This is a genomic window from Gilliamella sp. Pas-s27, assembly GCF_009795865.1.
In the GTDB taxonomy this organism is placed as follows: Bacteria; Pseudomonadota; Gammaproteobacteria; order Enterobacterales; family Orbaceae; genus Gilliamella.
Genome location: NZ_WTEW01000021.1, coordinates 1 through 22,160 on the forward strand (window position 1 = coordinate 1; position 22,160 = coordinate 22,160).

The following is a 22,160-nucleotide window of genomic DNA, read 5'->3' on the forward strand; positions in this document are numbered from 1 at the left end:
CAAGAAAACGGCATAAGTTTAAAAGCCCTGCCTCCTTTTATTCGAAGGAGTTAAGACAAATTGCACTTCATGGTGTAATCCAGGAACAACAAAACAAAAATTTAAATAAAATCAACATCTTTCCTGACGGATTTTTGTTTAGATATAAGCTTGTTGTTGTGGTTTAAGATTTTCTTTTGGCATAAAACTAGAATCGCAAAATTACATCTTTAGTCATTAATAGTTGATTTAATAACTGGGTATTAATGATTTTACTTGGGATATTTCTGGCTATTTGGGTTAAGTTTCTTGATTTAAGTGAAGATTCACAGACATACACATCATCAATATCATAAAGTTCAAGCATATTTAATGTTGCAATATAATCTCGCATTAAAATGCTATCAGGTTGTTGATTTGGTAATAAATGAAAGACACCATCATCGACAAAAAAAACTGAAACCTGATTAATAGCTGATGTGGCTAATGCAATATCAAGTGCTTCTCGACCTTTGGCATTTCCATGAGGTGGAGAGTAGATAAGAATTGCTAATTTTTTCATTTCAGCCTTAATGTTAAAATTGAATGGTTCGATCGGTTGTTGCAATTGATTCACTAAGTTCACCAAGACCGGTTAATTGAAAATAATCTGCAAGATTGTTTTTGATAACACCGCGTCGTTGCGCAGCTGCAACACAAATAGTTAATGTTAAGTTGTGTGTTTTTGATAGTTCTTGCCAAGCTGAAACTAAATTAAACTCATCATTAGCAGGATCGGTATAGCTATTGCCATTATAAACGCCATCAGCATAAAAAAAGATATTTTTAATCGTGTGAGAAGAGCTGGACAGTAAAGCTTGTGCAAATTGATATGCACAATAAGCAGATTGGGTCCCATAAGCAGGACCCATAATAATAAGCGTATAACTTAAAGAATCAATTAAGTGAGTGACTTGATTGTTATTCTGCTTTATCTGATTTTGATGCTGATTTTTCTGTTGGTTCTTTATTTGTATCATTTTTATCGCCATCAATACCTAGTAATTCAACTTCAAATACTAATGTTGATGCAGGTTGAATTCCTGCTTTGTCTTCTTGACCAGGAATATTTTGATCGCCATAAGCTAGCTCTGGTGGTACAACAAGTTTGATTTTACCACCAACGCCAACTAATTGAATGCCTTCTGTCCAACCTTTTATTACACCACCAAGAGGAAATTTAGCAGGCTCTCCACGATCATAAGAACTATCAAATTTACGTCCATCAGTTAAAGTACCTGTATAATGAACAATAACTACGTTATCTTCGGTTGGGTGTCGATCTGAACCATTTTCTAAAATTTGATAAAGTAAGCCAGATTTAGTTTTTTTAACGCCGTCTTGTTTAGCAAATTCTTCACGGAACTTGTCCCCAGCAGTTGTGTTTTCAGTTTTTTGTTTTTCAAAACGCGCTTGGCTTTCTTCTTGAATTCGTTTACCAAACGCATCTAAAACAGTTTTAACTTCATCTTTACTTAGTTGTGATGCACCGCTGAATGTTTCATTAAAACCGCTGATTAGATATTCTTGATCTGGTTTAATTTCATTTTGCTCTAAATTTTCTTTCATATATGTTGCAAACGAAGAACCTAATGCATAGGCTTCTTTTTGCGCATCAGTTGAAATTGTAATTTTATTTGTTTCAATAGTTGAACTACTTGTGTCGGATGATTTTTTATCATCACAACCAGCTAATGTTAATATAATTGTACTAGTTATTAAGGTCATTTTAATTAATGATTTCATTCTACTTCTCCAAGTTAGAAATTCTTTTAGATAGTCAATTTATCTATTATATATTATTTAGCACAAGATAACATAGTGTTTACAAATCATTTATTTCATAAAGTTATATTACTGTAGTTATAACCAAATAGGATACGCAATATTTTGCAATCTAAATCATCCTTGAGTGAAAGTGGTATCCTCAGTTATAATGTATAAAATTTATAGTAAATAATGTATAAGGATAGCTATTTTGACTACCGAACTTAATACCCTTGATGTTGAAGAAATCATCAGTTTGTTACCTCATCGTTATCCATTTTTAATGGTTGATCGCGTACTTAGTTATGAAAAAGGTAAAACATTAAAAGCCATCAAAAATGTCACTGTCAATGAGCCTTTCTTCCAAGGGCACTTTCCTAATAAACCCATTTTCCCTGGGGTATTAATTCTAGAAGCTATGGCGCAAGCAACAGGGATTTTGGCATTTAAGAGCATTGAAGAACTCTCACCTGGGCAGCTTTATTATTTTGCATCAATCGATAAAGCACGCTTTAAGCGTCCAGTTGTACCTGGCGATCAAATTGTGTTAGATGTTGAATATATCAAAGAACGTCGAGGCATTGCGCTATTCCATGGTGTTGCAACCGTTGATGGTAAGTTAGTTTGCGAAGCAGAAATGATGTGTGCTCGCAAATAACATCAATTTTTTAGAGTATATCCAAAGCAGTATTAAGGAACGGCTATGGCAACAGAAATACACCCTAGTTCAGTAATTGAAAAAGGGGCAAAGATTGGTGAAAACGTTAAAATTGGACCTTTTTGTTTTATTGGTGAACATGTTGAAATTGGTGATGGAACTTTTTTAAAATCGCATGTCGTCGTCAATGGGCATACCAAAATTGGTAAAGATAACCAAATTTATCAATTTGTTTCAATTGGCGAAGTAAACCAAGATTTAAAATATCGTGGAGAACCCACTCGCACTGAAATTGGCGATCGCAATATGATTCGCGAAAGTGTGACAATTCATCGTGGTACAGTTCAAGGAGGCGAGCTAACACGTATTGGTAGCGATAACCTATTGATGATTAATGCTCACGTTGCTCATGATTGTCATATTGGGAATCGTTGTATTTTAGCCAATAATGCGACGTTAGGCGGACATGTTCAATTAGATGATTATGTCATTATTGGTGGCATGACTGCTGTTCATCAATTTTGTGTGATTGGATCGCATGTTATGGTTGGTGGCTGTTCGGGCATTGCGCAGGATGTTCCGCCTTATGTTATAGCGCAAGGTAATCATGCCACTCCACATGGCGTCAATTACGAAGGTTTAAAACGTCGAGGGTTTAGTAAAGATGCTCTACAGGCGATTCGTAATACTTATAAAATCCTTTATCGAAATGGTTTGACGTTAGATGAAGCTAAAATTGAAATCGAAACCATTGCAAAGCAACATCCTGAAGTTCAACTGTTTGTTGACTTTTTTACGCGTTCTACGCGAGGCATTATCCGTTAATGACCAATAAACCATTAACTGTAGCTTTAGTCGCTGGGGAACCCTCTGGCGACATTCTTGGTGCAGGTCTAATTCGTTCACTCAAACATCATCATCCTAATATTCATTTTGTTGGTATTGCTGGTCCTAAAATGCAAGCCGAAGGCTGTGAAGCTTGGTATGAAATGGATGAGTTATCAGTGATGGGCATTGTTGAAGTCTTGGGGCGATTACGCCGCATTTTGGCAATTCGCAAAGATATTACTAGGCGTTTAATCGTACTTAAGCCAGATATATTTATTGGCATTGATGCACCTGACTTTAATCTTTCTTTAGAAGGTAAGTTAAAACAAGCAGGCATTAAAACAATCCATTATGTGAGTCCATCGGTTTGGGCTTGGAAACAAAAACGTGTATTCAAGATCAAACGTAATACCAACCTCATTTTAGCTTTTTTACCGTTTGAAAAAGCCTTTTATGATAAGTTTGATGTACCTTGTCGTTTTATTGGGCATAAAATGGCAGACGATATTCCACTTAATCCAGATCAAACAGCAATGCGTCAACAATTAGGTATTCCACTACATTGTCGTTGCTTAGCTTTATTGCCAGGTAGCCGTCATGCTGAAGTGACATTATTATCGGCTCCCTTTTTAAAAGCAGCACAGTTATTACGCCAACGCTACCCTGATTTACATATTTTAGTACCTTTAGTTAACGAAAAAAGGCGACAAGAGTTTGAGCAGATTAAAACAGAAATTGCTTCCCAACTTGAAATGCAGTTATTAGATGGCCATGCTCGGGAAGCAATGATTGCAAGTAATGCGTCAATTTTGGCTTCGGGTACTGTGGCATTAGAATGCATGTTAGCTAAATGCCCAATGGTTGTTGGCTACAAAATGAAGCCTTTTACCTTTTGGCTTGCAAAAAAATTGATTAAAACACCTTATGTCTCATTACCGAATATTTTAGCGGGTAAAGAGATTGTGCCAGAATTATTACAACAAGATTGCACTGCTGAAAATATTGTTAATCACATTATCCCTTTTTTAGAAGGTGATAATTCAGAGCTAAAGCAGACATTTTTATCTTTGCATAATCAAATTCGTTGTAATGCTGATGAACAAGCCGCTAAAGCTGTACTTGATGTATTAAAGGAGCCACATTGCTAGAGTTTACCTATCCAGATGCTACCTTAATTGCAGGGGTTGATGAAGTTGGACGAGGTCCACTTTGTGGTGATGTAGTTACCGCAGCGGTTATTTTAGATCCTAACAAATCAATAAAAGGGTTAACTGACTCCAAAAAACTGACTGAAAAAAAACGTGAACAACTGTTTGATATTATTAAACAAGATGCATTAGCTTGGTGTATTGCAAGAGCCTCGGTTGATGAAATTGATAAATTAAATATATTACATGCCACCATGCTTGCTATGCAGCGGGCAGTATCTGGATTACCCATAAAACCCAATTTTGTATTAGTTGATGGCAACCGTTGTCCTGATTTTGGTATTCAAACTCAAGCGGTTATTAAAGGGGATTTGTTGGTTGCAGAAATCAGCGCTGCTTCAATCCTAGCTAAAGTTACTCGTGATCGTGAAATGATTGAGTTAGATAAATTATATCCAAAATATGGCCTTGCTAAACATAAAGGCTACCCAACTAAAGCACATTTAGCGGCAATTGAGCAACATGGTGTTAATCATTTGTACCGCAAAAGTTTTGCACCAGTCAAAAATCTAACGTTATTTTAATATTACCATTGCTTATCAACTGTTGTTAGTAGTGGTGAATTAAACATAGAAACGGGTGAAATAACCGTTTCTTGATAGGGGATCCTATTTCCATAACGTTCTTTTATTTTTTGTTTAACTGCAGGCGATGAAAGATTGAACTCTTTGATAGTTTGCAATTGACCTATTTTTAATTTTAGGGCTCTATTATAGATTTTCCAAACTAATTCTGAGCAATAAATATAACGATCATCCCATCCGAACCAAATATCATATGGTTTATTTTCAAACGTTTGTGCAATTTTTTTTAAATTTCTAACATCATTATTCGACAGATTATGATCTTTTAAACGCTTAACTACATATTTTTTATTTTTACCACGAGCAATCCAACTATTTAGTGGTGTATAAACGACTTTGTTAGCTGCTTCAAAAACATATGGTTTGCCATTTTTAATTAAAATGATACCCATATGGCTATATGGCGAATTTGTTGCTTGTTCAACAGCCAGACTTTGTCTTGATTGTGAAGATTGAAAAATAATATCTCCATCTTTGGGTGTATAGCTAGCAATACTTATAAAACTAGCACTCAATAAGGTAAGCATAAAAATAAAACGCATTAGGTTTACCAAGAAAATTTACAATATATTGGAGTATAAAATAAGATAGCTACTTATAAAAGTGCATTTATAAGTAGCTATTGAAGAAAAAAAAGAGGGAGAGAGTAAATTAGTCTTGATGAGTAAATATAGAAGCAAATTTATTTTTATACATTTCTTTACTCGCTTTAGCAAATCGGATTGTTTTGACAATACCTAACAAACTTGCTTGATGCATACGATACAACAGGCGATGGATCATTAAAGCAAAGAATCCTTTAACGTTCATTTCTCCTTTACCGGCAATTTTAACCACTCCTTGTGCGGTGTCGTGTAAAGAAATAATAGTACCATTATCTGTATATTTAAATGATTTCATTGGTTTATTATTTAATTTGTTAATAATGTTTTCATAACATATTTTTGCCATCTGATGCGCTGCTTGTGCCGTAGCGGGAGAAGCTTTACCGCTATCTTGCATTGCGTAAGCACAATCACCAATTACAAAAATATTATCATCACGTGTGGTTTGTAATGTTGGTTTAACAACAAGTTGATTAGAACGGCTTGATTCTAAACCTGCAATCTCCTTTAAAAAATCGGGAGCCTTTACCCCTGCGGTCCAGATCATAATATCTGCATTAATAGTATTGCCTTCTTTTGGATAAAAACCATCGCTTTCCGCTTTAGTTATCATGGTTTTAGTTAACACATGAATTCCACGTTGTTGTAAGGTTTTAGTAATACTTAATGCTGTTTTTTCAGGTAACGCGGGTAAAATGCGATCAGTTGCTTCAATAACCGATACATCCAGTAAGTCCGAACACATTTTATTACGCCCACAAGCACCAAATGTTTCAACCATATGGGGTAATTCTGAAGCTAATTCAATACCAGTTGCTCCACCGCCAACAATAGCAATACGGATTTTGTCTTCATCTTTTGTTTGATTTTCATCAATAATTGAACAAAAACTTGCAAATTTTGCAATGAGAGTCTCACGTAAACGAATTGCAGCATTTTGGTCATCTAAAAAAATACAATGTTCTTTTACTCCTGGTGTTCCAAAATCGTTTGAAGTACTACCAATTGCTACAACTAAAATATCATATGGAACCGAAACAAATTCATCATTTGAGTTGTTAATAATAACTTGTTTTTCTTCACGATTAAGAGTGGTAAAAGCACCTTGAATAAATTGAAAAGCGTGTTGTTGACCTTGTGCAGTATAATCAATTCTATCTGCTTGTTCGTTTAAAACACCTGTGGCAACTTCATGTAATAAAGGTTTCCAAATATGATAGCTATTTTTATCTATTAGTGTAATTTCAGCTTGGTTTCCTTTTCCTAGTTTATCACCAAGGTCAGTTGCTAATTCTAATCCTCCTGCACCACCACCAATAATAATTATTCTTATCATATTTAATCCTTTTTAATACTTTATATTTTAAATTTGTTAATATCTTACTAAATAAGTAGGTTTTTATCTATGTCTTTTAACTAATATCATTTATATATAAAACCTATTAAAATGATGGTTTACAATTGTTAAAAACCATCTATAGTTATTTATAGTATAAAAACAAAAATTATTTACTATGATAGTATTAATTATATTGATTTAAAATAATTTTTTGTTTTATTTAACATTTATAAAGCACTTTTCGTATAATATTAGAATAAAAATAGTCATATATTTATAGAATATAGCGTATGATCATTTTCATTCTTTATGCCTTACGTCTTTACCATCACTCTATACACAAAATTTTATGAATAAAAAAATTTTTATTATGATTACATTGATCGTTATTTTGATATCAATGACGATTTTAATTCGCTCACACAATAGCCCGCTTATATTACAAGGTGAAGTAGATGCGCCGAATATTAATGTTGTGTCTAAAGCCAAGGGGCGAGTGCAAGTCATTCATATTAATCGTGGGGATGATGTTAAGCCTAACGATGTTTTAATTACGCTTGATAGCCCAGAGTTATTGGCGCAGGTTAAAGCTGCCGAAGCGGTTTGTGAACAAGCAAAAGCTCAAGTTGAGCTTTCTAAACATGGTACACGTGAAGAAAGCATTCGTTACTATGAAGCGTTACTTCAACAAGCCAAAGTAGCTTATGATAATGCATCTAAAGAGTATGATCGCAACAAAGCCATTTCAGTAAAGGGGTTTTTGTCACAATCAATATTAGATAATGCACTAAAAACTCGTGATGCAGCCTTTCAACAAGTCCAGTCAGCGCAGGCAAATTTAGATCAAGCTAAAAATGGTGATCGTGCTGAACAACGACAAATTTATGATGCGCAATTAAAACAAGCAGAAGAACAACTTAAACAATTACAAATTCAATATGACGATTTACAAGTAAAAGCTCCTGTAAGTGGCGAAGTTGGCTCAGTACCTGCCGAAGTCGGTGAACTGTTTAACGCCAATAGTCCATTATTGACTATTATTCAACTTCCTCAAGCTTACTTTATATTTAATCTTCGTGAAAATATTATGCCCAATATTCATAAAGGTGATCATGTTAAGCTTGATGTTCCTGCACTTGGTGGTAAAGAAATTGAGGCCGAGATTCGTTACATTGCTCCAATGGGGGATTATGCTACAAAGCGTGCAACACGAGCAACAGGGGATTTTGATTTAAAAACCTTTGAAGTTCGGCTTTATCCAATTAAACCTGTTGAGGGTTTACGTGCAGGTATGAGTGCATTATGGAAATTAGACAACTAATTTGGGATTTTTGGTGTCGTTTTAAACAAGCATTTAATGCAGAAATACTTGTTATATTTAAGCGGTTTACGTTTCACTGGTTAATGTGGATTTTACCTCTTATTATTTTTGTATTAATCAGTAGTATCTTCTATCGTGGTGTTTTATTCGATCTTCCTGTTGGTTATATTGATAATGATAAAAGTGTTTTATCACGCGAAATAGTACGTGATCTTAATGCCGGTGCGCATGCTAATCTTATCAACTACGGCAATCAGCTTTCTTTGGCCAAAGGTGATTTACAAAAAGCAAAAATTTATGCCATTTTATATATCCCCCCTAATTTTGAATCAGATGTATTAGCCGGTCATCAACCAACCCCAATGCTGTATTATAATGCGTTATATTACAGTGCTGGGTTGTATTCCATTATGGATTATTCGGGTTTAATTGCATCATTAAATACCCAATATCGCACCACATTGGCAACCAGTATTGGGCTACCAGTCCCCCCACTTGCAAAAGTCAATTTTAATTATGATGGGTTATTTAATGCTAGCGGTAACTCAATGTACTTTCAACAGTTTTCAGCAGTAGTTCATTTGTTACAATTATTTGTGGTAACAACCACAATACATATTTTATCGCAACTACCCAAAAGAACACGGCCTACTTACCCATTTGTCCTTGGTAAGTTAGCCCCCTATACCATTTGGTATACAATGTTACTTATTTTTGAAATTGCGATGTTAGTTCTGTTCTCTGATGCACGTGTATCAGGCTCGCCATTTGCCATGATTATTGTTGTATTTTTCTATGTCATTGCAGCTCAAAGTATTGGTATTTTGCTTTATAGTTTTACCAAAACAGCTATTGATGCTTATACCTATATAGGAATATTAGTCGGGCTTGCATTAACTTATTCTGGCATTGTTGTTCCAGAACTTTCAATGCCTTGGATTGCAAGATTTATTTCATCACTTGAGCCTTTAACTTATGCGCTTAATAAGTTGTTTGATCTGTTTTTACGCCATTCTAGTTATCTTTCTGTGTTAAAAACCTGTGGTATTTTGATGATCTACCCAATAATTATTACAGTCTTAGTAAGAAAACGCCTAGTAAGACGGTTACATTCACAGTAGGAGGAATACTAGGATGATTAAAATATTTTGTTCTGCATTCGTAAAAATATTTTTATTTATGTTAGTAAGACCAATGTGGTTATTATTACTATTATCTGTTTCATTAATGAGCTTAGTTTATAGTAATGGTACTATCACTAGTTTACCGGTTGCTATTGTTGATCAAGATCATACATCAACAAGTCGGAGTTTAATTCGTTCTTTAAATACCAGCTCTAAAATTGAAACAGTTATGTATGATAGTTCATTACAGGCTTATGATGATATTAATGATCATAAACTTTTTGCAGTATTTACTATTCCTAATGATTTTGAAAAACGTTTATTAAGTAGTCAGGAAGTCACTATACCTGCCTATGGTGATGCCTCAAGTCGTTTAGCTAATGGGCTAATACAAGTTGATATAAAAGGGATCTATCAGCAGATATTAACTGAATATAATACTCGAATAATGCGTAATAATGGATTTTCAGATAAACAGATTAATATCATTTTATCGCCAATCAAAGGGCAAACAGAACCACTTTATAACCCGGGTATCAGTTTTGCTGCTATTACGTTTCCTGGCTTATTAGTTATGTTATTGCAACACTCTTTCTTAATTGCGACAACACGTACCAATATTACATTAAGTTCTCTACCTCAAGGTAAGCCACCTAAAATAGTTATATTGGGTAGCTTAAGTGGATTAATTCCTATCTGGTTATTTTTATCTATTGTACTATTTGGCTTATGGCCTTGGATTCTTGGCTATCGACAGCTTGCTAATATTCCAGAAATTTTAATTATGACATTTCCCTTATTGCTTGGTGTTTTAGGACTCAGTAAATTACTAACAGAATGCTTACGAAAAACCGAAATGATTTATTTAACGCTAGCATTTTTGACAACTCCGGTCTTTTATTTATCAGGCACAATTTGGCCACTTGATGCGATGCCATTTTGGGTGCAAGTTGTTTCTAAAATGTTACCATCAACTTGGGCAACGAATATGATTGCAGGCGTAAATCAAATGGGATTAGGTCTAAAAGATAATTTATTTAATGTGTTTATGATTTTATTACTCGGAATTATATATGGTTCACTGGGTATTTTTATTGCTGCATTACGAGATGGTCGAATAAGGCGATTATTTAAAAACTACAAAATGCAAACAAAAAAATAAAATACTAACAAGCTCATTATTAGCTGTTAAAATGTAACACATCTTGATGTCTATTATATAAACACTTATTTTGCTAGTTATAAATGATATATTAAATGCACATGAAATTTTATCCATGGATTATCAGTTTTCGTCCTAAAACTTTAGCACTTTCTTTTTCTTCTATTTTATTGGGTAATGCATTGGCCTATTGGCAACAATCTTTCGATGTACTTATATTGTTACTTTCACTCATTACTGCCAGCTTATTACAGATATTATCTAATTTAGCCAATGATTATGGTGATGCAGTTAAAGGGAGTGATAGGAAAAATGTGCTTGCTCATACTCGAGGGATTCAATTAGGGCTTATTACTCTTGAGCAGTTAAAAATAGCCCTGTATATTAACATTTTTTTATGTATTGTATCAGGCTTGAGTTTGATCATCATTGCCTGCCATAATACTTATCAATTTTTGATTTTTATATTACTAGGGTTACTATCTATTATTGCCGCAATTACTTATACGATAGGAAAAAAACCTTATGGTTATATTGGATTAGGTGATTTATCTGTATTGATATTTTTTGGTCTAGTGGGTGTAATAGGTAGTTATTTTTTACAAGTAAAATTATTACCTGTATCAATTATATTACCTGCGGTTAGTAGTGGATTGCTTGCTGTTGCTGTTTTAAATATTAACAATCTTCGTGATATTGATAGCGATAGCACAAATAATAAAAGAACATTGGTTGTATTAATGGGGAAAACTTTAGGAAAATATTACCATCTATTGTTATTGCTAAGTTCATTTATTTTATTTAGCCTATTTGCTTATTACTATTTACACACAATTTATAGTGGATTATTTCTTTTAATCTTACCGTTATATGTCAAACATATTAATGATTTGTTTAAATTTAATAGTATAAAAACGGCCGTGCCTTTATTAATACAAATGGTTAAGCTTGCTTTATTCACTAATTTACTTTATTGTTTGGGTATTATTTTGAGCTAGCTCACGTTTATTTAAATTTAATATCGTTTTACTTAATGTTAGCGTTATACTAAATATCATTAAACATGACAGCAAAAGGAGATTTGATGATGGAGTTTGATACTTCAATTCTTTGCGATTATTATCCAGAAGATGTTAACGTAGTTGAACCAATGTTCAGTAATTTTGGTGGCGTAACATCGTTTTCAGGTCAAGCTGTAACGGTTAAATGTTTTGAAGATAACGGCTTACTATACGAAATTTTACAATCCAATGGTGCAGGTAAAATCCTTGTCATTGATGGGGGGGGCTCTGTTCGTCGTGCGTTAATTGATGCAGAGCTGATAGATATTGCTGTTCAAAATCAATGGGAAGGAATTATTGTTTATGGTGCTGTTCGCCAAGTTGATTATCTGGCTGAAGCTGATATTGGCATTCAAGCTCTAGCTGCTATTCCAGTAGGAGCCGAAGACCAAGGTGTTGGAGAAATTGATATTCGTGTTAATTTTGGTGGTGTAACCTTTTTTTCAGGTGATTTTGTTTATGCCGATAACACCGGTATTATATTATCTGAAATTGCTCTTGAAATTGAAGATAAATAAAAAATAACCTCAACACTCAAACCGTCGATATTTATCGGCGGGTTTTATACTTAAACATCTACTTATCTGAAAATTTTTAACAAAAATCTTTTTAATTTTAAATTACTAGATTACGAATGTAACCACCAGTTACCGTTTTAATTAATCCCGCTAGTTCCATATCTAACAATTTAGTGGTAACTTCTGAAATCGACATATTCACTTGCTGAGCAATAATATCAACAGGAATCGGCTGATGGTGAATAATAGAAAAAATTTCAGGGTACAAAATAGAATTACATGGTTTTTCTTTAGGCTGATTATGAGAATTATTTACTACTGATAAATAACTATAATAATGCTCTAAAATATCAGTAGGTTTAGAAACTAAATAAGCGCCTTGTTTAATCAAATAATGTGTTCCACTACAGTTTTCATTATTAATATCACCTGGTAAGGCAAATACATCACGATTTTGTTCAAGTGCATAACGTGCAGTAATTAATGAACCACTTTTTTCTGAAGCTTCAACCACAAAGGTACCCAAACTTAACCCGCTAATAATTCGGTTTCGGCGAGGAAAATAAACCGATCTGGCTTTTTCAAACGGTAAAAATTCCGATACAATCGCCCCATCTTGTGACAAAATATCATTAGCTAAATTTAGATTTGACTTTGGCGCTATCTTTGCTAAACCACTACCCAATACCGCAATAGTATAACCCGACACATCAAGTGCTCCACGATGGCAAATAGCATCTAAGCCCAATGCTAAACCACTGGTTATTGTTAAACCATTAATAGCTAACTCACTAGCGAAGTATCTTCCCCATTGTGCTCCGTATTCACTAAATTCTCGACTTCCGACCATAGCTAGTTGAGGCGAATGTAATAGCTGACGATTACCTAAAACAAACAATAATAAAGGTGGAGAGCAAATTTGTTTAAGTAATAATGGATAGTCATTATCACAATAGGCAATAAGATATTTTGGAGGGCTAGGCGAATCTAGCCATTCAAGTATTGGTTCAAAATGGAGATATGAAGTCTCATAAAATAGCGCTAATTGAGCATCAGACAATTTCAACTTATCTAATACATAAGAAACGTTTTGAATACTATTAGGTAAGTTGTTTGTAAAGATCTGCCCAATTTTTACAAAAATGGCTCGTTTCCCATAACTAAGCATTGAAATTCGTAATAAAAACTCATATTTACTCATCATGACTTTTTGCACTCATGTTAAATAATTTAGATATTTTGAATTGATAAGATAAATACTATCAATAGCTAACAAAAGCTATTCATCAGTATGATAAATGTTTACAATAAACAGCAGATTGAATAAAATCAAAATTTGAGGAGTAGATCGAATAATTTATGGCTATTTTACCGGTATTACGTTTTCCTGATGAACGACTTCGCAAAGTTGCTAAGCCTGTTACCGAGTTCACCCCTGAGTTACAAACGATCATTGATAACATGATTGAAACTATGTACGATGAAAACGGAATTGGTCTTGCTGCAACCCAAATTGATGTGCATGAACAAATTATTGTTATTGATGTATCAGAAGATAAAAGCCAAGTTTATGTGATCATCAATCCTGAAGTGATAAGCCAAGAAGGTGAAACAGGTATTGAGGAAGGATGCTTATCGGTACCAGATTGTCGTGGTTTTGTGCCAAGAGCAGAAAAAATCAAAATTAAAGCACTAGATCGTCATGGCAATCCTTATGAAATTGATGCCGATGAGATACTTGCTATTTGTATCCAGCACGAAATGGATCACTTGAAAGGTAAACTTTTTGTTGATTACCTTTCTCCACTTAAACGTCAACGAATCGAGCAAAAAATGAAGAAACTTGCTCGTGAAGAGCAACGAAATAAATAAAATAATACGCCACTAATTTGTGGCGTTAGTTTTTTTATCTAATAAGTTATTTAGCAACAATTACCATTGCAGGGCGAATTAATCGGCCATTTAATGTATAACCTTTTTGAATGGTATTAACGATTTGCCCTGATTGATGTTCTGGTGATTCCACCATACTAATTGCTTGGTGCATATCAGGATTTAATTGCGAATCTTCGGTATTTACCACTTCAATACCAAATTTTTTAACAGTATCTAAAAATGATTTTAATGTTAACTCTAATCCTTCAACAGTAGCTTTATGCTCTGGGTTGGTTTTATCTGTAGATTCTAAAGCTCTCTCTAGATTATCAATAACGGGTAATAATTCATTAGCAAATTTTTCTAGCGCAAACTTACGAGCTTTATCAACATCTTGTTCAACACGTTTACGAACATTATCAATTTCTGCTCGAGCACGAATCATTGCTTCACTTTCATTTTTTTTAGCCAATTGTAATGCTTGCTCAAGCTCTGCAATGCGAACATCTTTTGCTTTTAGTTGCTCTTCAATATTGGGTTGTGCAGGGGCTTCTTGCTCGATTGTTTCTTCTGTTGATGTGTCAATATTAGTTTCGTTAGTTTCATTTTCTGACATATTTTTATCTTGTTCTGTCATAAGGTACTCCATAATGTAGTCGAAAACTGAGTGAATAACAGTTATTATGGGGATAAATTTTATTATTACAAGCTCCTCGGCATGTTGATATATGTTTTTTTGAATTAAAACTAAAAAATACATATAGTTATATGAAAAACACAAGGATATTTTATGGATACACCATTTAAATGCATCGGCCTTATTGGGCTTCCACGTAAGTTAGAGGCAATGGAAACCCATCAAGTGCTTTATGATTGGCTGGTTGGACTTGGCATTCGAGTGTTAGTTGAAGAACGGTTAAAAGAGCATATCTCATTTTCTGTTAAGCAGTATGCATCACTAGAAACAATAGGAACACAAGCGGATCTGGCTATTGTGGTGGGTGGTGATGGTAATATGTTGCGTTCCGCACGCTATTTATCACACTATAAAATTAAGGTAATTGGTGTTAATCGAGGTAATTTAGGTTTTTTAACTGATATCTCTCATGAACAAGTGATTGAACAATTAAGTCCTGTTATTGCTGGCCAATATGATAATGATCCCCGATTTTTACTTGAAGTTTCTATTTATGATAATGGTAAATTAATTAATTCAGGGTTTGCAGTTAACGAAATTGTCGTAACGCCAAATACTGTTGCTCATATGATTGATTACGATGTCTACATTAATGAACACAATGCATTTTCACAACGGGCTGATGGCTTAATTATTGCGACACCGACAGGCTCTACCGCTTATTCACTATCAGCTGGTGGACCTATTTTAGCACCCCATTTAGATGCTTTAATTATTACACCAATGTTTCCTCACTCGCTAGCGGTCAGACCATTAGTGATTAAAAGTGATAATCCTATACGCCTAAAATTTCCAACAACAGCACTGGATCTCAATATTGCTTGTGATAGTCAGATTATTTTACCAGTCAAACCAACTCAAGATGTAATTATTCGTCGATCTTTGTATGAATTTAATTTGATTCATACCAAAGATTATGATTATTTTAATAATCTTTCTACTAAGTTAGGGTGGTCGCAAAAGATGTTTTAGCCTTTTTTGTAGAAAACTTTCAAGAAAATATGTTTTTCCGTATAAAATCACAACTTAAATTATCAGTGTTATAACATAAACGGTGAATGATGAAAATATTGCGGCAATTACATCATCCACCATAATGCCAAATCCACCTGGTACTCGTTTGTCAAACCAACGAATTGGCCAAGGCTTTGTCATATCAAAAACTCTAAAAGCCAAAAATGCTATAGCAATCCATAGCAGTGAGGTTTGTGGTATAAAAAATAAAGTTATCCACATTCCCACAAATTCATCCCAAACAATATGCCCTGAGTCATGAGTGTGTGTATCATCGGATGTTCTTTGACAAACAAAACAACCAAAAATAAATGTCACAAAAATAAATACCCAATATAAAGCTGGTTGCAAATCACAAAACATTAACCATAAAGGGATAGCCATTAGTGATCCCATTGTTCCCGGCATAATTGGCGACATACCACTTCCTAGTCCAACAGCTAAAAAATGAATAGGATTACTTAGTCTTAGGAATTTTTTAAAATCTTTATTTCGTTCTTGTTTTGTCATGATTCAATATTCTTTTAAATAAAATTTGCCGACGTTAAGCCGGCAAAGAGGAAATACTTAATTTAGCTAAGTATCTATGTATTGATTACGACAATATTATTCATCTTTAGTTAATGTTGCAACCATTACCGCTTTAATGGTGTGCAGGCGATTTTCTGCTTCATCAAAAACAATACTGTGCTTAGATTCAAACACCTCATTAGTCACTTCAAGTCCATTGGTTAAACCATATTGAGCAGCCATTTGTTTACCAACAGTAGTATTCATATCATGAAAGGCAGGTAAACAGTGCATAAATTTGACATTTGGATTATTGGTGAGTTTGATTACATTTTCATTTACTTGATAAGGCGTTAATAATTTAACCCGCTCATCCCAAACCTCTTTAGGTTCACCCATTGATACCCACACATCAGTATATAAAAAGTCGATATTTTTAACCCCTTCAGTAACATTTTCGGTTAAGATGATTTTGGCACCTGTCGTTTTCGCAATTTCTTGACATTTTTGTACCAGTTCAGCTTCGGGTTGGCAAGCTTTTGGCGCTACAAGACGAATTTCCATTCCCATTAACGCAGCGCCTTCCATTAATGAATTTCCCATGTTATTACGGGCATCGCCTAAATAAGCAAACTTAACAGTTTTTAATTCACGTTGGCCGACGTGTTCTTTCATGGTCATAAAGTCAGCTAAAATTTGGGTTGGATGTGCTTCGGTAGTTAAACCATTCCAAACAGGGACCCCAGAATATTTTGCTAAGGTTTCAACGATCTCTTGGCCATAACCACGATATTCAATACCGTCATACATTCGGCCAAGTACTCGAGCGGTATCAGCAATTGACTCTTTATGCCCAATTTGACTACCACTTGGTCCTAAATAGGTAACTTGAGCCCCTTGGTCAAAAGCGCCCACTTCAAAAGCACAACGAGTACGGGTAGAGTCTTTCTCAAAGATAAGCGCAATATTTTTACCTATCAGATGTTTTTTTTCATTGCCTTGTTGTTTAGCTTGTTTTAATTCAATAGCAAGATCAATTAATTGATTAATTTCGGTAGGGGTAAAATCAAGTAACCGTAAAAAATGGCGCTGATAAAAACCGTGCATGATAAGCTCCTAAATGACGACAAATATTTACATGATTCTATTTGAATAATTATGCAAATTCAAGCTAAACATGATAATAGAGATAATATTTTGTTTATTTCAGTCATAACGTCTCAAAAATTAGACATTATTATCTATTTATTTTTTATGATATTGCTTTTTTTGTTTAAAAAATTGTAATAAAATGCTTAAATATTGTCTACTGCAAACAAGTATAATTGTTTTTTTATTCATTTATAATGATTTTTTATTCAAAAAGGCCTTTTAAATCATGCGAACTTATGCCCTCCTTATGTTACAAGATGGTTCACAATTTGTTGGTAAGTCAATTGGTGCTGACGGACAAGCTGTTGGTGAGGTAGTGTTTAATACATCAATGACCGGTTACCAAGAGATTCTTACTGATCCTTCTTATTGCGAGCAATTGGTGACATTAACTTATCCACATATTGGTAATGTTGGCACTAACAATGAAGATGCCGAGTCAGAGCAAGTTTATGCAAAAGGGCTAATCATTCGTGACTTACCATTATTATCTAGTAATTATCGAAATGAACTCGATCTTTCTAGCTATTTAAAAAAACATAATGTAGTTGCCATTGCTGATATTGATACACGTCATTTAACACGTATTTTGCGTGAAAAAGGTGCACAACATGGTGTGATTATAACGGCAAAAGATAAACAATCCTTGTTAGCAAAAGCCGCGGATGCTAAGCAACAGGCAATAAATTTTAAAGGATTAAATGGACTTGATTTAGCCAAAGTTGTAACTTGCTCTAATAGTTATAGATGGACTCAAGGTTTATGGACAAGACAAAATGAACACAAAAATTCAAAATTAGAAAATGAACTACCTTACCATGTTGTTGCTTATGATTTTGGTGTAAAACATAATATTTTACGAATGTTAGTTGAACGTGGTTGTCAATTAACTGTCGTACCGGCAAAAACAACGGCAGACGAAGTAATCGCATTAAATCCTGATGGTATTTTTTTGTCTAATGGCCCCGGTGATCCTGCACCATGCACTTATGCCATTGATGCCATTAAGCAGTTTTTAAATACAAATATTCCTATTTTTGGTATTTGCTTAGGGCATCAACTTCTTGCGCTTGCTTGTGGTGCCAGAACTATCAAAATGAAGTTTGGTCATCATGGTGGTAATCATCCAGTTAAAGATCTAGAAAATAAGAAGGTGATGATCACGGCACAAAATCATGGTTTTGCGGTAGATGAAGCAAGTTTACCTGCTCATTTACGAGCGACACATAAATCACTGTTCGATGGCTCATTGCAAGGTATTCACCACAACAAAAAACCGGCTTTTAGTTTTCAAGGTCATCCTGAAGCTAGTCCTGGACCTCATGATGCCGCACCTCTTTTTGATCACTTTATTGAGTTAATTAAAATTTATAAGCAGGAGCAATAATTATGGCTAAGCGAACAGATATAAAAAGTATACTAATTATTGGCGCAGGCCCAATTGTTATTGGTCAAGCATGTGAATTTGATTACTCAGGCGCACAAGCTTGTAAAGCCCTGCGTGAAGAAGGTTACAGGGTTATTTTAGTCAATTCAAATCCAGCAACTATCATGACTGATCCTGAAATGGCTGATGCTACTTATATTGAACCGATTCACTGGACAAGTGTTCGCAAGATTATTGAACAAGAAAGACCTGATGCTATTTTACCGACTATGGGCGGGCAAACAGCACTAAATTGCGCCTTAGAGCTTGAAAAACAAGGCGTATTGAAAGAATTTAATGTTGAAATGATTGGTGCAAAAGCTGATGCTATTGATAAAGCCGAAGATCGCAAACGCTTTGATGAAGCGATGAAAAAAATCGGACTAGATACCGCACGTTCAGGTATTGCACATTCACTTAAAGAGGCTTATGCCGTACTTGAACAAGTTGGTTTTCCCTGCATTATTCGTCCGTCATTTACTATGGGCGGAACTGGTGGCGGTATTGCCTATAACACTGAAGAATTTGACGAAATTTGTACTCGCGGACTTGATCTCTCGCCAACTAATGAGTTACTGATTGATGAATCGTTGATTGGTTGGAAAGAATATGAAATGGAAGTAGTGCGTGATAAAAATGATAACTGCATTATTGTTTGCTCCATTGAAAACTTTGATCCAATGGGAATTCATACTGGCGATTCAATTACGGTGGCTCCAGCACAAACTTTGACGGATAAAGAATACCAAATTATGCGTAACGCTTCAATTGCGGTTCTGCGTGAAATAGGTGTTGAAACTGGTGGCTCCAATGTGCAATTCTCAGTCGATCCTAAAACAGGGCGTTTGATCGTTATTGAAATGAATCCACGGGTATCACGCTCATCAGCCTTAGCTTCGAAAGCAACAGGATTCCCAATTGCTAAGATCGCAGCTAAGTTGGCAGTTGGTTATACACTTGACGAATTATCTAACGATATCACAGGGGGGAAAACACCCGCTTCATTTGAACCATCAATCGATTATGTTGTAACCAAAATTCCACGCTTTAATTTTGAAAAGTTTGCTGGTTGTAACGACCGTTTAACCACACAAATGAAATCGGTTGGCGAAGTCATGGCAATTGGGCGAACCTTCCAAGAGTCATTACAAAAAGCCTTACGAGGGCTTGAGGTTGGTGCTTCAGGATTTGATCCTAAAGTTGATGATTATACCGATGAAAAAAATATTGCTAAAATTCGCTATGAACTGCAGGAAGCGGGAGCCGATCGCATTTGGTATATTGCTGATGCCTTTAGGGCGGGATTGAGTTTAGATGAGATCTTTACATTAACTAATATAGATCGTTGGTTTTTAGTGCAAATTGAAGAATTAGTTATCATCGAAAATAAACTAAAACAGCAATTATTTGTTGATCTTGATAAAGAATCGCTGTGGCAACTAAAACGAAAAGGATTTTCAGATATTCGTATTGCAACACTTCTAAATGTTAAAGAACAAGCAGTACGTGATTTACGTCATCAATATCAAATTCATCCTGTTTATAAACGTGTTGATACCTGTGCGGCTGAATTTGCAACAGATACCGCTTATCTTTATTCAACCTATGAGCAAGAATGTGAAGCTAATCCTCAATTTAGTCGTAAAAAAATTATGATCCTTGGTGGTGGTCCTAATCGGATTGGGCAAGGTATTGAGTTTGATTATTGCTGTGTACATGCGGCATTGGCACTGCGCGAGGATGGTTATGAGACCATTATGGTTAACTGTAATCCAGAAACGGTTTCAACCGATTACGATACTTCTGACCGCCTCTATTTTGAGCCCGTTACGCTTGAAGATGTGCTTGAAATTGCACATGTTGAAAAACCAGATGGTGTTGTTGTGCAATACGGTGGGCAAACACCGCTAAAACTGGCTCGTGCGCTTGAAGCTGCTGGGCTACCAATTATTGGTACCTCACCTGATGCTATAGATAAAGCCGAAGATCGTAAACGCTTTCAAGAAGTCGTCGATAAACTGGAATTAAAACAACCTGTCAACGCCACAGTGACCGATATTAACGAGGCTGTCATTGAAGCAGAAAAAATAGGTTACCCATTAGTGGTTAGACCTTCTTATGTATTAGGTGGTCGAGCAATGGAAATTGTCTATAATGAACAAGATTTAAGGCGTTATTTTAAAACAGCGGTAAGCGAATCAAATAATGCACCAGTCTTACTTGATCACTTTTTAGATGATGCAATTGAAGTTGATATTGATGTCATTGCTGATGGTGAGCAAATCCTGATTGGTGGCATTATGGAACATATTGAACAAGCAGGAATTCATTCGGGTGACTCTGCTTGCTCGCTACCAACACACACCTTAACTGCAGATATTTTAGACAAACTACGACTACAGGCCAAACAATTAGCACTTGAACTCAATGTAAAAGGTTTAATGAATGGGCAATTTGCGGTGAAAGATAATCAAATTTATTTGATCGAAATCAATCCTCGTGCAGCTCGCACTGTACCTTTTGTCTCAAAAGCAACGGGTTTACCTCTGGCGAAAATAGCGGCTCGCGTGATGACGGGGCAATCACTTGCCAAGCAAAATGTGACTAAAGAGGTGATTCCTCCTTATTATTCGGTAAAAGAAGTTGTATTACCGTTTAATAAATTCAGTGGCGTCGACCCAATCTTAGGTCCTGAAATGCGCTCAACGGGGGAAGTCATGGGAATCGGTAAAACCTTTGCAGAAGCCTTTGCTAAAGCACAACTTGGTAGTTTATCGAATATGAAAAAATCAGGAAAAGCATTATTATCGGTTCGCGATCAGGATAAAACAAGGCTGTTAGAGGTAGCTAAACGATTAATTAATCATGGGTTTAGTATTGATGCAACTATTGGTACGGCAAAGGTATTACAACAAGCAAATATACCATGCCAAATTGTAAAAAAAGAAAATGAAGGGCGACCAAATATCCATGACCATATAAAAAATGGCGAATATAGCTATATTCTTAATACCACTTCTGGACGAGCAGCTATTGAAGCGTCAAAAGTATTACGTCGAAGTGCCATTCAATATAAGGTACATTACGATACCACGATGAATGCTGCTTATGCTACAACTGCAGCGCTAAATCACGATCCGGCACAAACTGTAACACCATTACAGCAACTTTATTGCTAATCACAAAGATAAAGACGAGCGATGCTCGTCTTTAAAAATTCCATCCACAATATAATAACTTAGAAATCAGGCAATTGTTCTTAATAAACAATAAAATGCTCGTTTTTGATACAG

The 22,160-nt window shown here is 35.0% G+C and carries 22 protein-coding genes; 13 read left to right on the forward strand and 9 right to left on the reverse strand.

Annotated features, from left to right (window positions below; translation table 11 throughout):
* Nucleotides 1-187: 187 nt before the first annotated feature.
* Genes tusC through fkpA form a run of 3 tightly spaced genes read right to left on the reverse strand, consistent with a single transcriptional unit; the run spans nucleotide 188 to nucleotide 1,764 of the window.
* Nucleotides 188-595 (reverse strand): sulfurtransferase complex subunit TusC, encoded by a 408-nt coding sequence (gene tusC / locus GQ589_RS08830; RefSeq protein ID WP_370519429.1) that lies wholly within the window; start codon nucleotides 593-595, stop codon nucleotides 188-190.
* Complete coding sequence (gene tusD / locus GQ589_RS08835; protein ID WP_370519430.1) at nucleotides 555-890, reverse strand: sulfurtransferase complex subunit TusD; 336 nt, start codon at nucleotides 888-890, stop codon at nucleotides 555-557. The genes tusC and tusD overlap by 41 nt, the downstream gene beginning before the upstream one ends.
* 49 nt (nucleotides 891-939) lie before the next feature.
* Nucleotides 940-1,764: an FKBP-type peptidyl-prolyl cis-trans isomerase gene (gene fkpA, locus GQ589_RS08840; RefSeq protein ID WP_160425697.1), complete on the reverse strand. Its 825-nt coding sequence runs from the start codon at nucleotides 1,762-1,764 to the stop codon at nucleotides 940-942.
* 232 nt (nucleotides 1,765-1,996) lie between these two features.
* Here fkpA and fabZ point away from each other — a divergent pair, with 232 nt between their 5' ends.
* From fabZ to rnhB, 4 genes are read left to right on the forward strand one after another with little or no spacing between them, the layout of a single operon-like run.
* A complete protein-coding gene (gene fabZ, locus GQ589_RS08845) occupies nucleotides 1,997-2,443 on the forward strand; it encodes a 3-hydroxyacyl-ACP dehydratase FabZ (protein ID WP_160400678.1) in 447 nt (148 codons plus the stop codon).
* Nucleotides 2,444-2,488: 45 nt separating this feature from the next.
* The gene (lpxA, locus tag GQ589_RS08850) at nucleotides 2,489-3,268 is read left to right on the forward strand and encodes an acyl-ACP--UDP-N-acetylglucosamine O-acyltransferase (protein ID WP_160400679.1); all 780 of its coding nucleotides are present in this window, start codon (nucleotides 2,489-2,491) and stop codon (nucleotides 3,266-3,268) included.
* Nucleotides 3,268-4,419 (forward strand): lipid-A-disaccharide synthase, encoded by a 1,152-nt coding sequence (gene lpxB / locus GQ589_RS08855; RefSeq protein WP_160425699.1) that lies wholly within the window; start codon nucleotides 3,268-3,270, stop codon nucleotides 4,417-4,419. Before lpxA ends, lpxB begins: the two co-directional genes overlap by 1 nt.
* Nucleotides 4,413-5,003, forward strand: coding sequence for a ribonuclease HII (rnhB, locus tag GQ589_RS08860; RefSeq protein ID WP_160400681.1), 591 nt, complete (start codon nucleotides 4,413-4,415; stop codon nucleotides 5,001-5,003). The genes lpxB and rnhB overlap by 7 nt, the downstream gene beginning before the upstream one ends.
* 2 nt (nucleotides 5,004-5,005) lie before the next feature.
* Here rnhB and GQ589_RS08865 read toward each other — a convergent pair whose 3' ends face one another.
* Both GQ589_RS08865 and GQ589_RS08870 read right to left on the reverse strand, forming a co-directional pair.
* Complete coding sequence (locus GQ589_RS08865; RefSeq protein ID WP_160400682.1) at nucleotides 5,006-5,605, reverse strand: YiiX family permuted papain-like enzyme; 600 nt, start codon at nucleotides 5,603-5,605, stop codon at nucleotides 5,006-5,008.
* Between the two features lie 109 nt (nucleotides 5,606-5,714).
* Nucleotides 5,715-7,004 carry an NAD(P)/FAD-dependent oxidoreductase gene (locus tag GQ589_RS08870; protein ID WP_160425701.1) on the reverse strand — a complete coding sequence of 430 codons (1,290 nt, stop codon included), beginning with the start codon at nucleotides 7,002-7,004 and terminating at the stop codon, nucleotides 5,715-5,717.
* A gap of 352 nt (nucleotides 7,005-7,356) precedes the next feature.
* Between GQ589_RS08870 and GQ589_RS08875 the strand changes: the two genes are divergently transcribed.
* The 5 genes from GQ589_RS08875 (at nucleotide 7,357) to rraA (ending at nucleotide 12,193) form a co-directional block, all read left to right on the forward strand.
* Nucleotides 7,357-8,328: an HlyD family secretion protein gene (locus GQ589_RS08875; RefSeq protein WP_160425703.1), complete on the forward strand. Its 972-nt coding sequence runs from the start codon at nucleotides 7,357-7,359 to the stop codon at nucleotides 8,326-8,328.
* Nucleotides 8,310-9,449, forward strand: coding sequence for an ABC transporter permease (locus GQ589_RS08880; RefSeq protein WP_160400685.1), 1,140 nt, complete (start codon nucleotides 8,310-8,312; stop codon nucleotides 9,447-9,449). Before GQ589_RS08875 ends, GQ589_RS08880 begins: the two co-directional genes overlap by 19 nt.
* A 16-nt stretch (nucleotides 9,450-9,465) precedes the next feature.
* Nucleotides 9,466-10,614, forward strand: coding sequence for an ABC transporter permease (locus GQ589_RS08885; protein WP_370519431.1), 1,149 nt, complete (start codon nucleotides 9,466-9,468; stop codon nucleotides 10,612-10,614).
* 95 nt (nucleotides 10,615-10,709) lie between these two features.
* Nucleotides 10,710-11,612 (forward strand): 1,4-dihydroxy-2-naphthoate polyprenyltransferase, encoded by a 903-nt coding sequence (locus tag GQ589_RS08890; RefSeq protein ID WP_160411733.1) that lies wholly within the window; start codon nucleotides 10,710-10,712, stop codon nucleotides 11,610-11,612.
* A gap of 89 nt (nucleotides 11,613-11,701) precedes the next feature.
* The gene (rraA, locus tag GQ589_RS08895; RefSeq protein WP_160400747.1) at nucleotides 11,702-12,193 is read left to right on the forward strand and encodes a ribonuclease E activity regulator RraA; all 492 of its coding nucleotides are present in this window, start codon (nucleotides 11,702-11,704) and stop codon (nucleotides 12,191-12,193) included.
* A 97-nt stretch (nucleotides 12,194-12,290) separates the two neighbouring features.
* Here rraA and dprA read toward each other — a convergent pair whose 3' ends face one another.
* Nucleotides 12,291-13,397: a DNA-processing protein DprA gene (gene dprA, locus GQ589_RS08900; RefSeq protein WP_160425707.1), complete on the reverse strand. Its 1,107-nt coding sequence runs from the start codon at nucleotides 13,395-13,397 to the stop codon at nucleotides 12,291-12,293.
* 155 nt (nucleotides 13,398-13,552) lie between these two features.
* Here dprA and def point away from each other — a divergent pair, with 155 nt between their 5' ends.
* Nucleotides 13,553-14,065, forward strand: a complete 513-nt coding sequence (def, locus tag GQ589_RS08905; protein WP_160400689.1) for a peptide deformylase — start codon at nucleotides 13,553-13,555, stop codon at nucleotides 14,063-14,065.
* 46 nt (nucleotides 14,066-14,111) lie between these two features.
* Here the strand turns inward: def and grpE are convergent, their stop codons facing one another.
* Nucleotides 14,112-14,705, reverse strand: coding sequence for a nucleotide exchange factor GrpE (gene grpE / locus GQ589_RS08910; protein ID WP_160425709.1), 594 nt, complete (start codon nucleotides 14,703-14,705; stop codon nucleotides 14,112-14,114).
* Between the two features lie 153 nt (nucleotides 14,706-14,858).
* On the opposite strand from grpE, the gene nadK reads away from it, so the two are divergent.
* A complete protein-coding gene (nadK, locus tag GQ589_RS08915) occupies nucleotides 14,859-15,737 on the forward strand; it encodes an NAD(+) kinase (RefSeq protein WP_160400691.1) in 879 nt (292 codons plus the stop codon).
* A gap of 54 nt (nucleotides 15,738-15,791) precedes the next feature.
* Here nadK and GQ589_RS08920 read toward each other — a convergent pair whose 3' ends face one another.
* Together GQ589_RS08920 and argF are read right to left on the reverse strand one after the other, a co-directional pair.
* Nucleotides 15,792-16,289, reverse strand: coding sequence for a phosphatidylglycerophosphatase A (locus tag GQ589_RS08920; protein ID WP_160400692.1), 498 nt, complete (start codon nucleotides 16,287-16,289; stop codon nucleotides 15,792-15,794).
* Between the two features lie 96 nt (nucleotides 16,290-16,385).
* Nucleotides 16,386-17,396 carry an ornithine carbamoyltransferase gene (gene argF, locus GQ589_RS08925; RefSeq protein WP_160425711.1) on the reverse strand — a complete coding sequence of 337 codons (1,011 nt, stop codon included), beginning with the start codon at nucleotides 17,394-17,396 and terminating at the stop codon, nucleotides 16,386-16,388.
* A 271-nt stretch (nucleotides 17,397-17,667) separates the two neighbouring features.
* On the opposite strand from argF, the gene carA reads away from it, so the two are divergent.
* A complete protein-coding gene (carA, locus tag GQ589_RS08930) occupies nucleotides 17,668-18,828 on the forward strand; it encodes a glutamine-hydrolyzing carbamoyl-phosphate synthase small subunit (protein WP_160400694.1) in 1,161 nt (386 codons plus the stop codon).
* Nucleotides 18,829-18,830: 2 nt separating this feature from the next.
* A complete protein-coding gene (carB, locus tag GQ589_RS08935) occupies nucleotides 18,831-22,046 on the forward strand; it encodes a carbamoyl-phosphate synthase large subunit (RefSeq protein WP_160425713.1) in 3,216 nt (1,071 codons plus the stop codon).
* The last annotated feature ends 114 nt before the right edge of the window (nucleotides 22,047-22,160 follow it).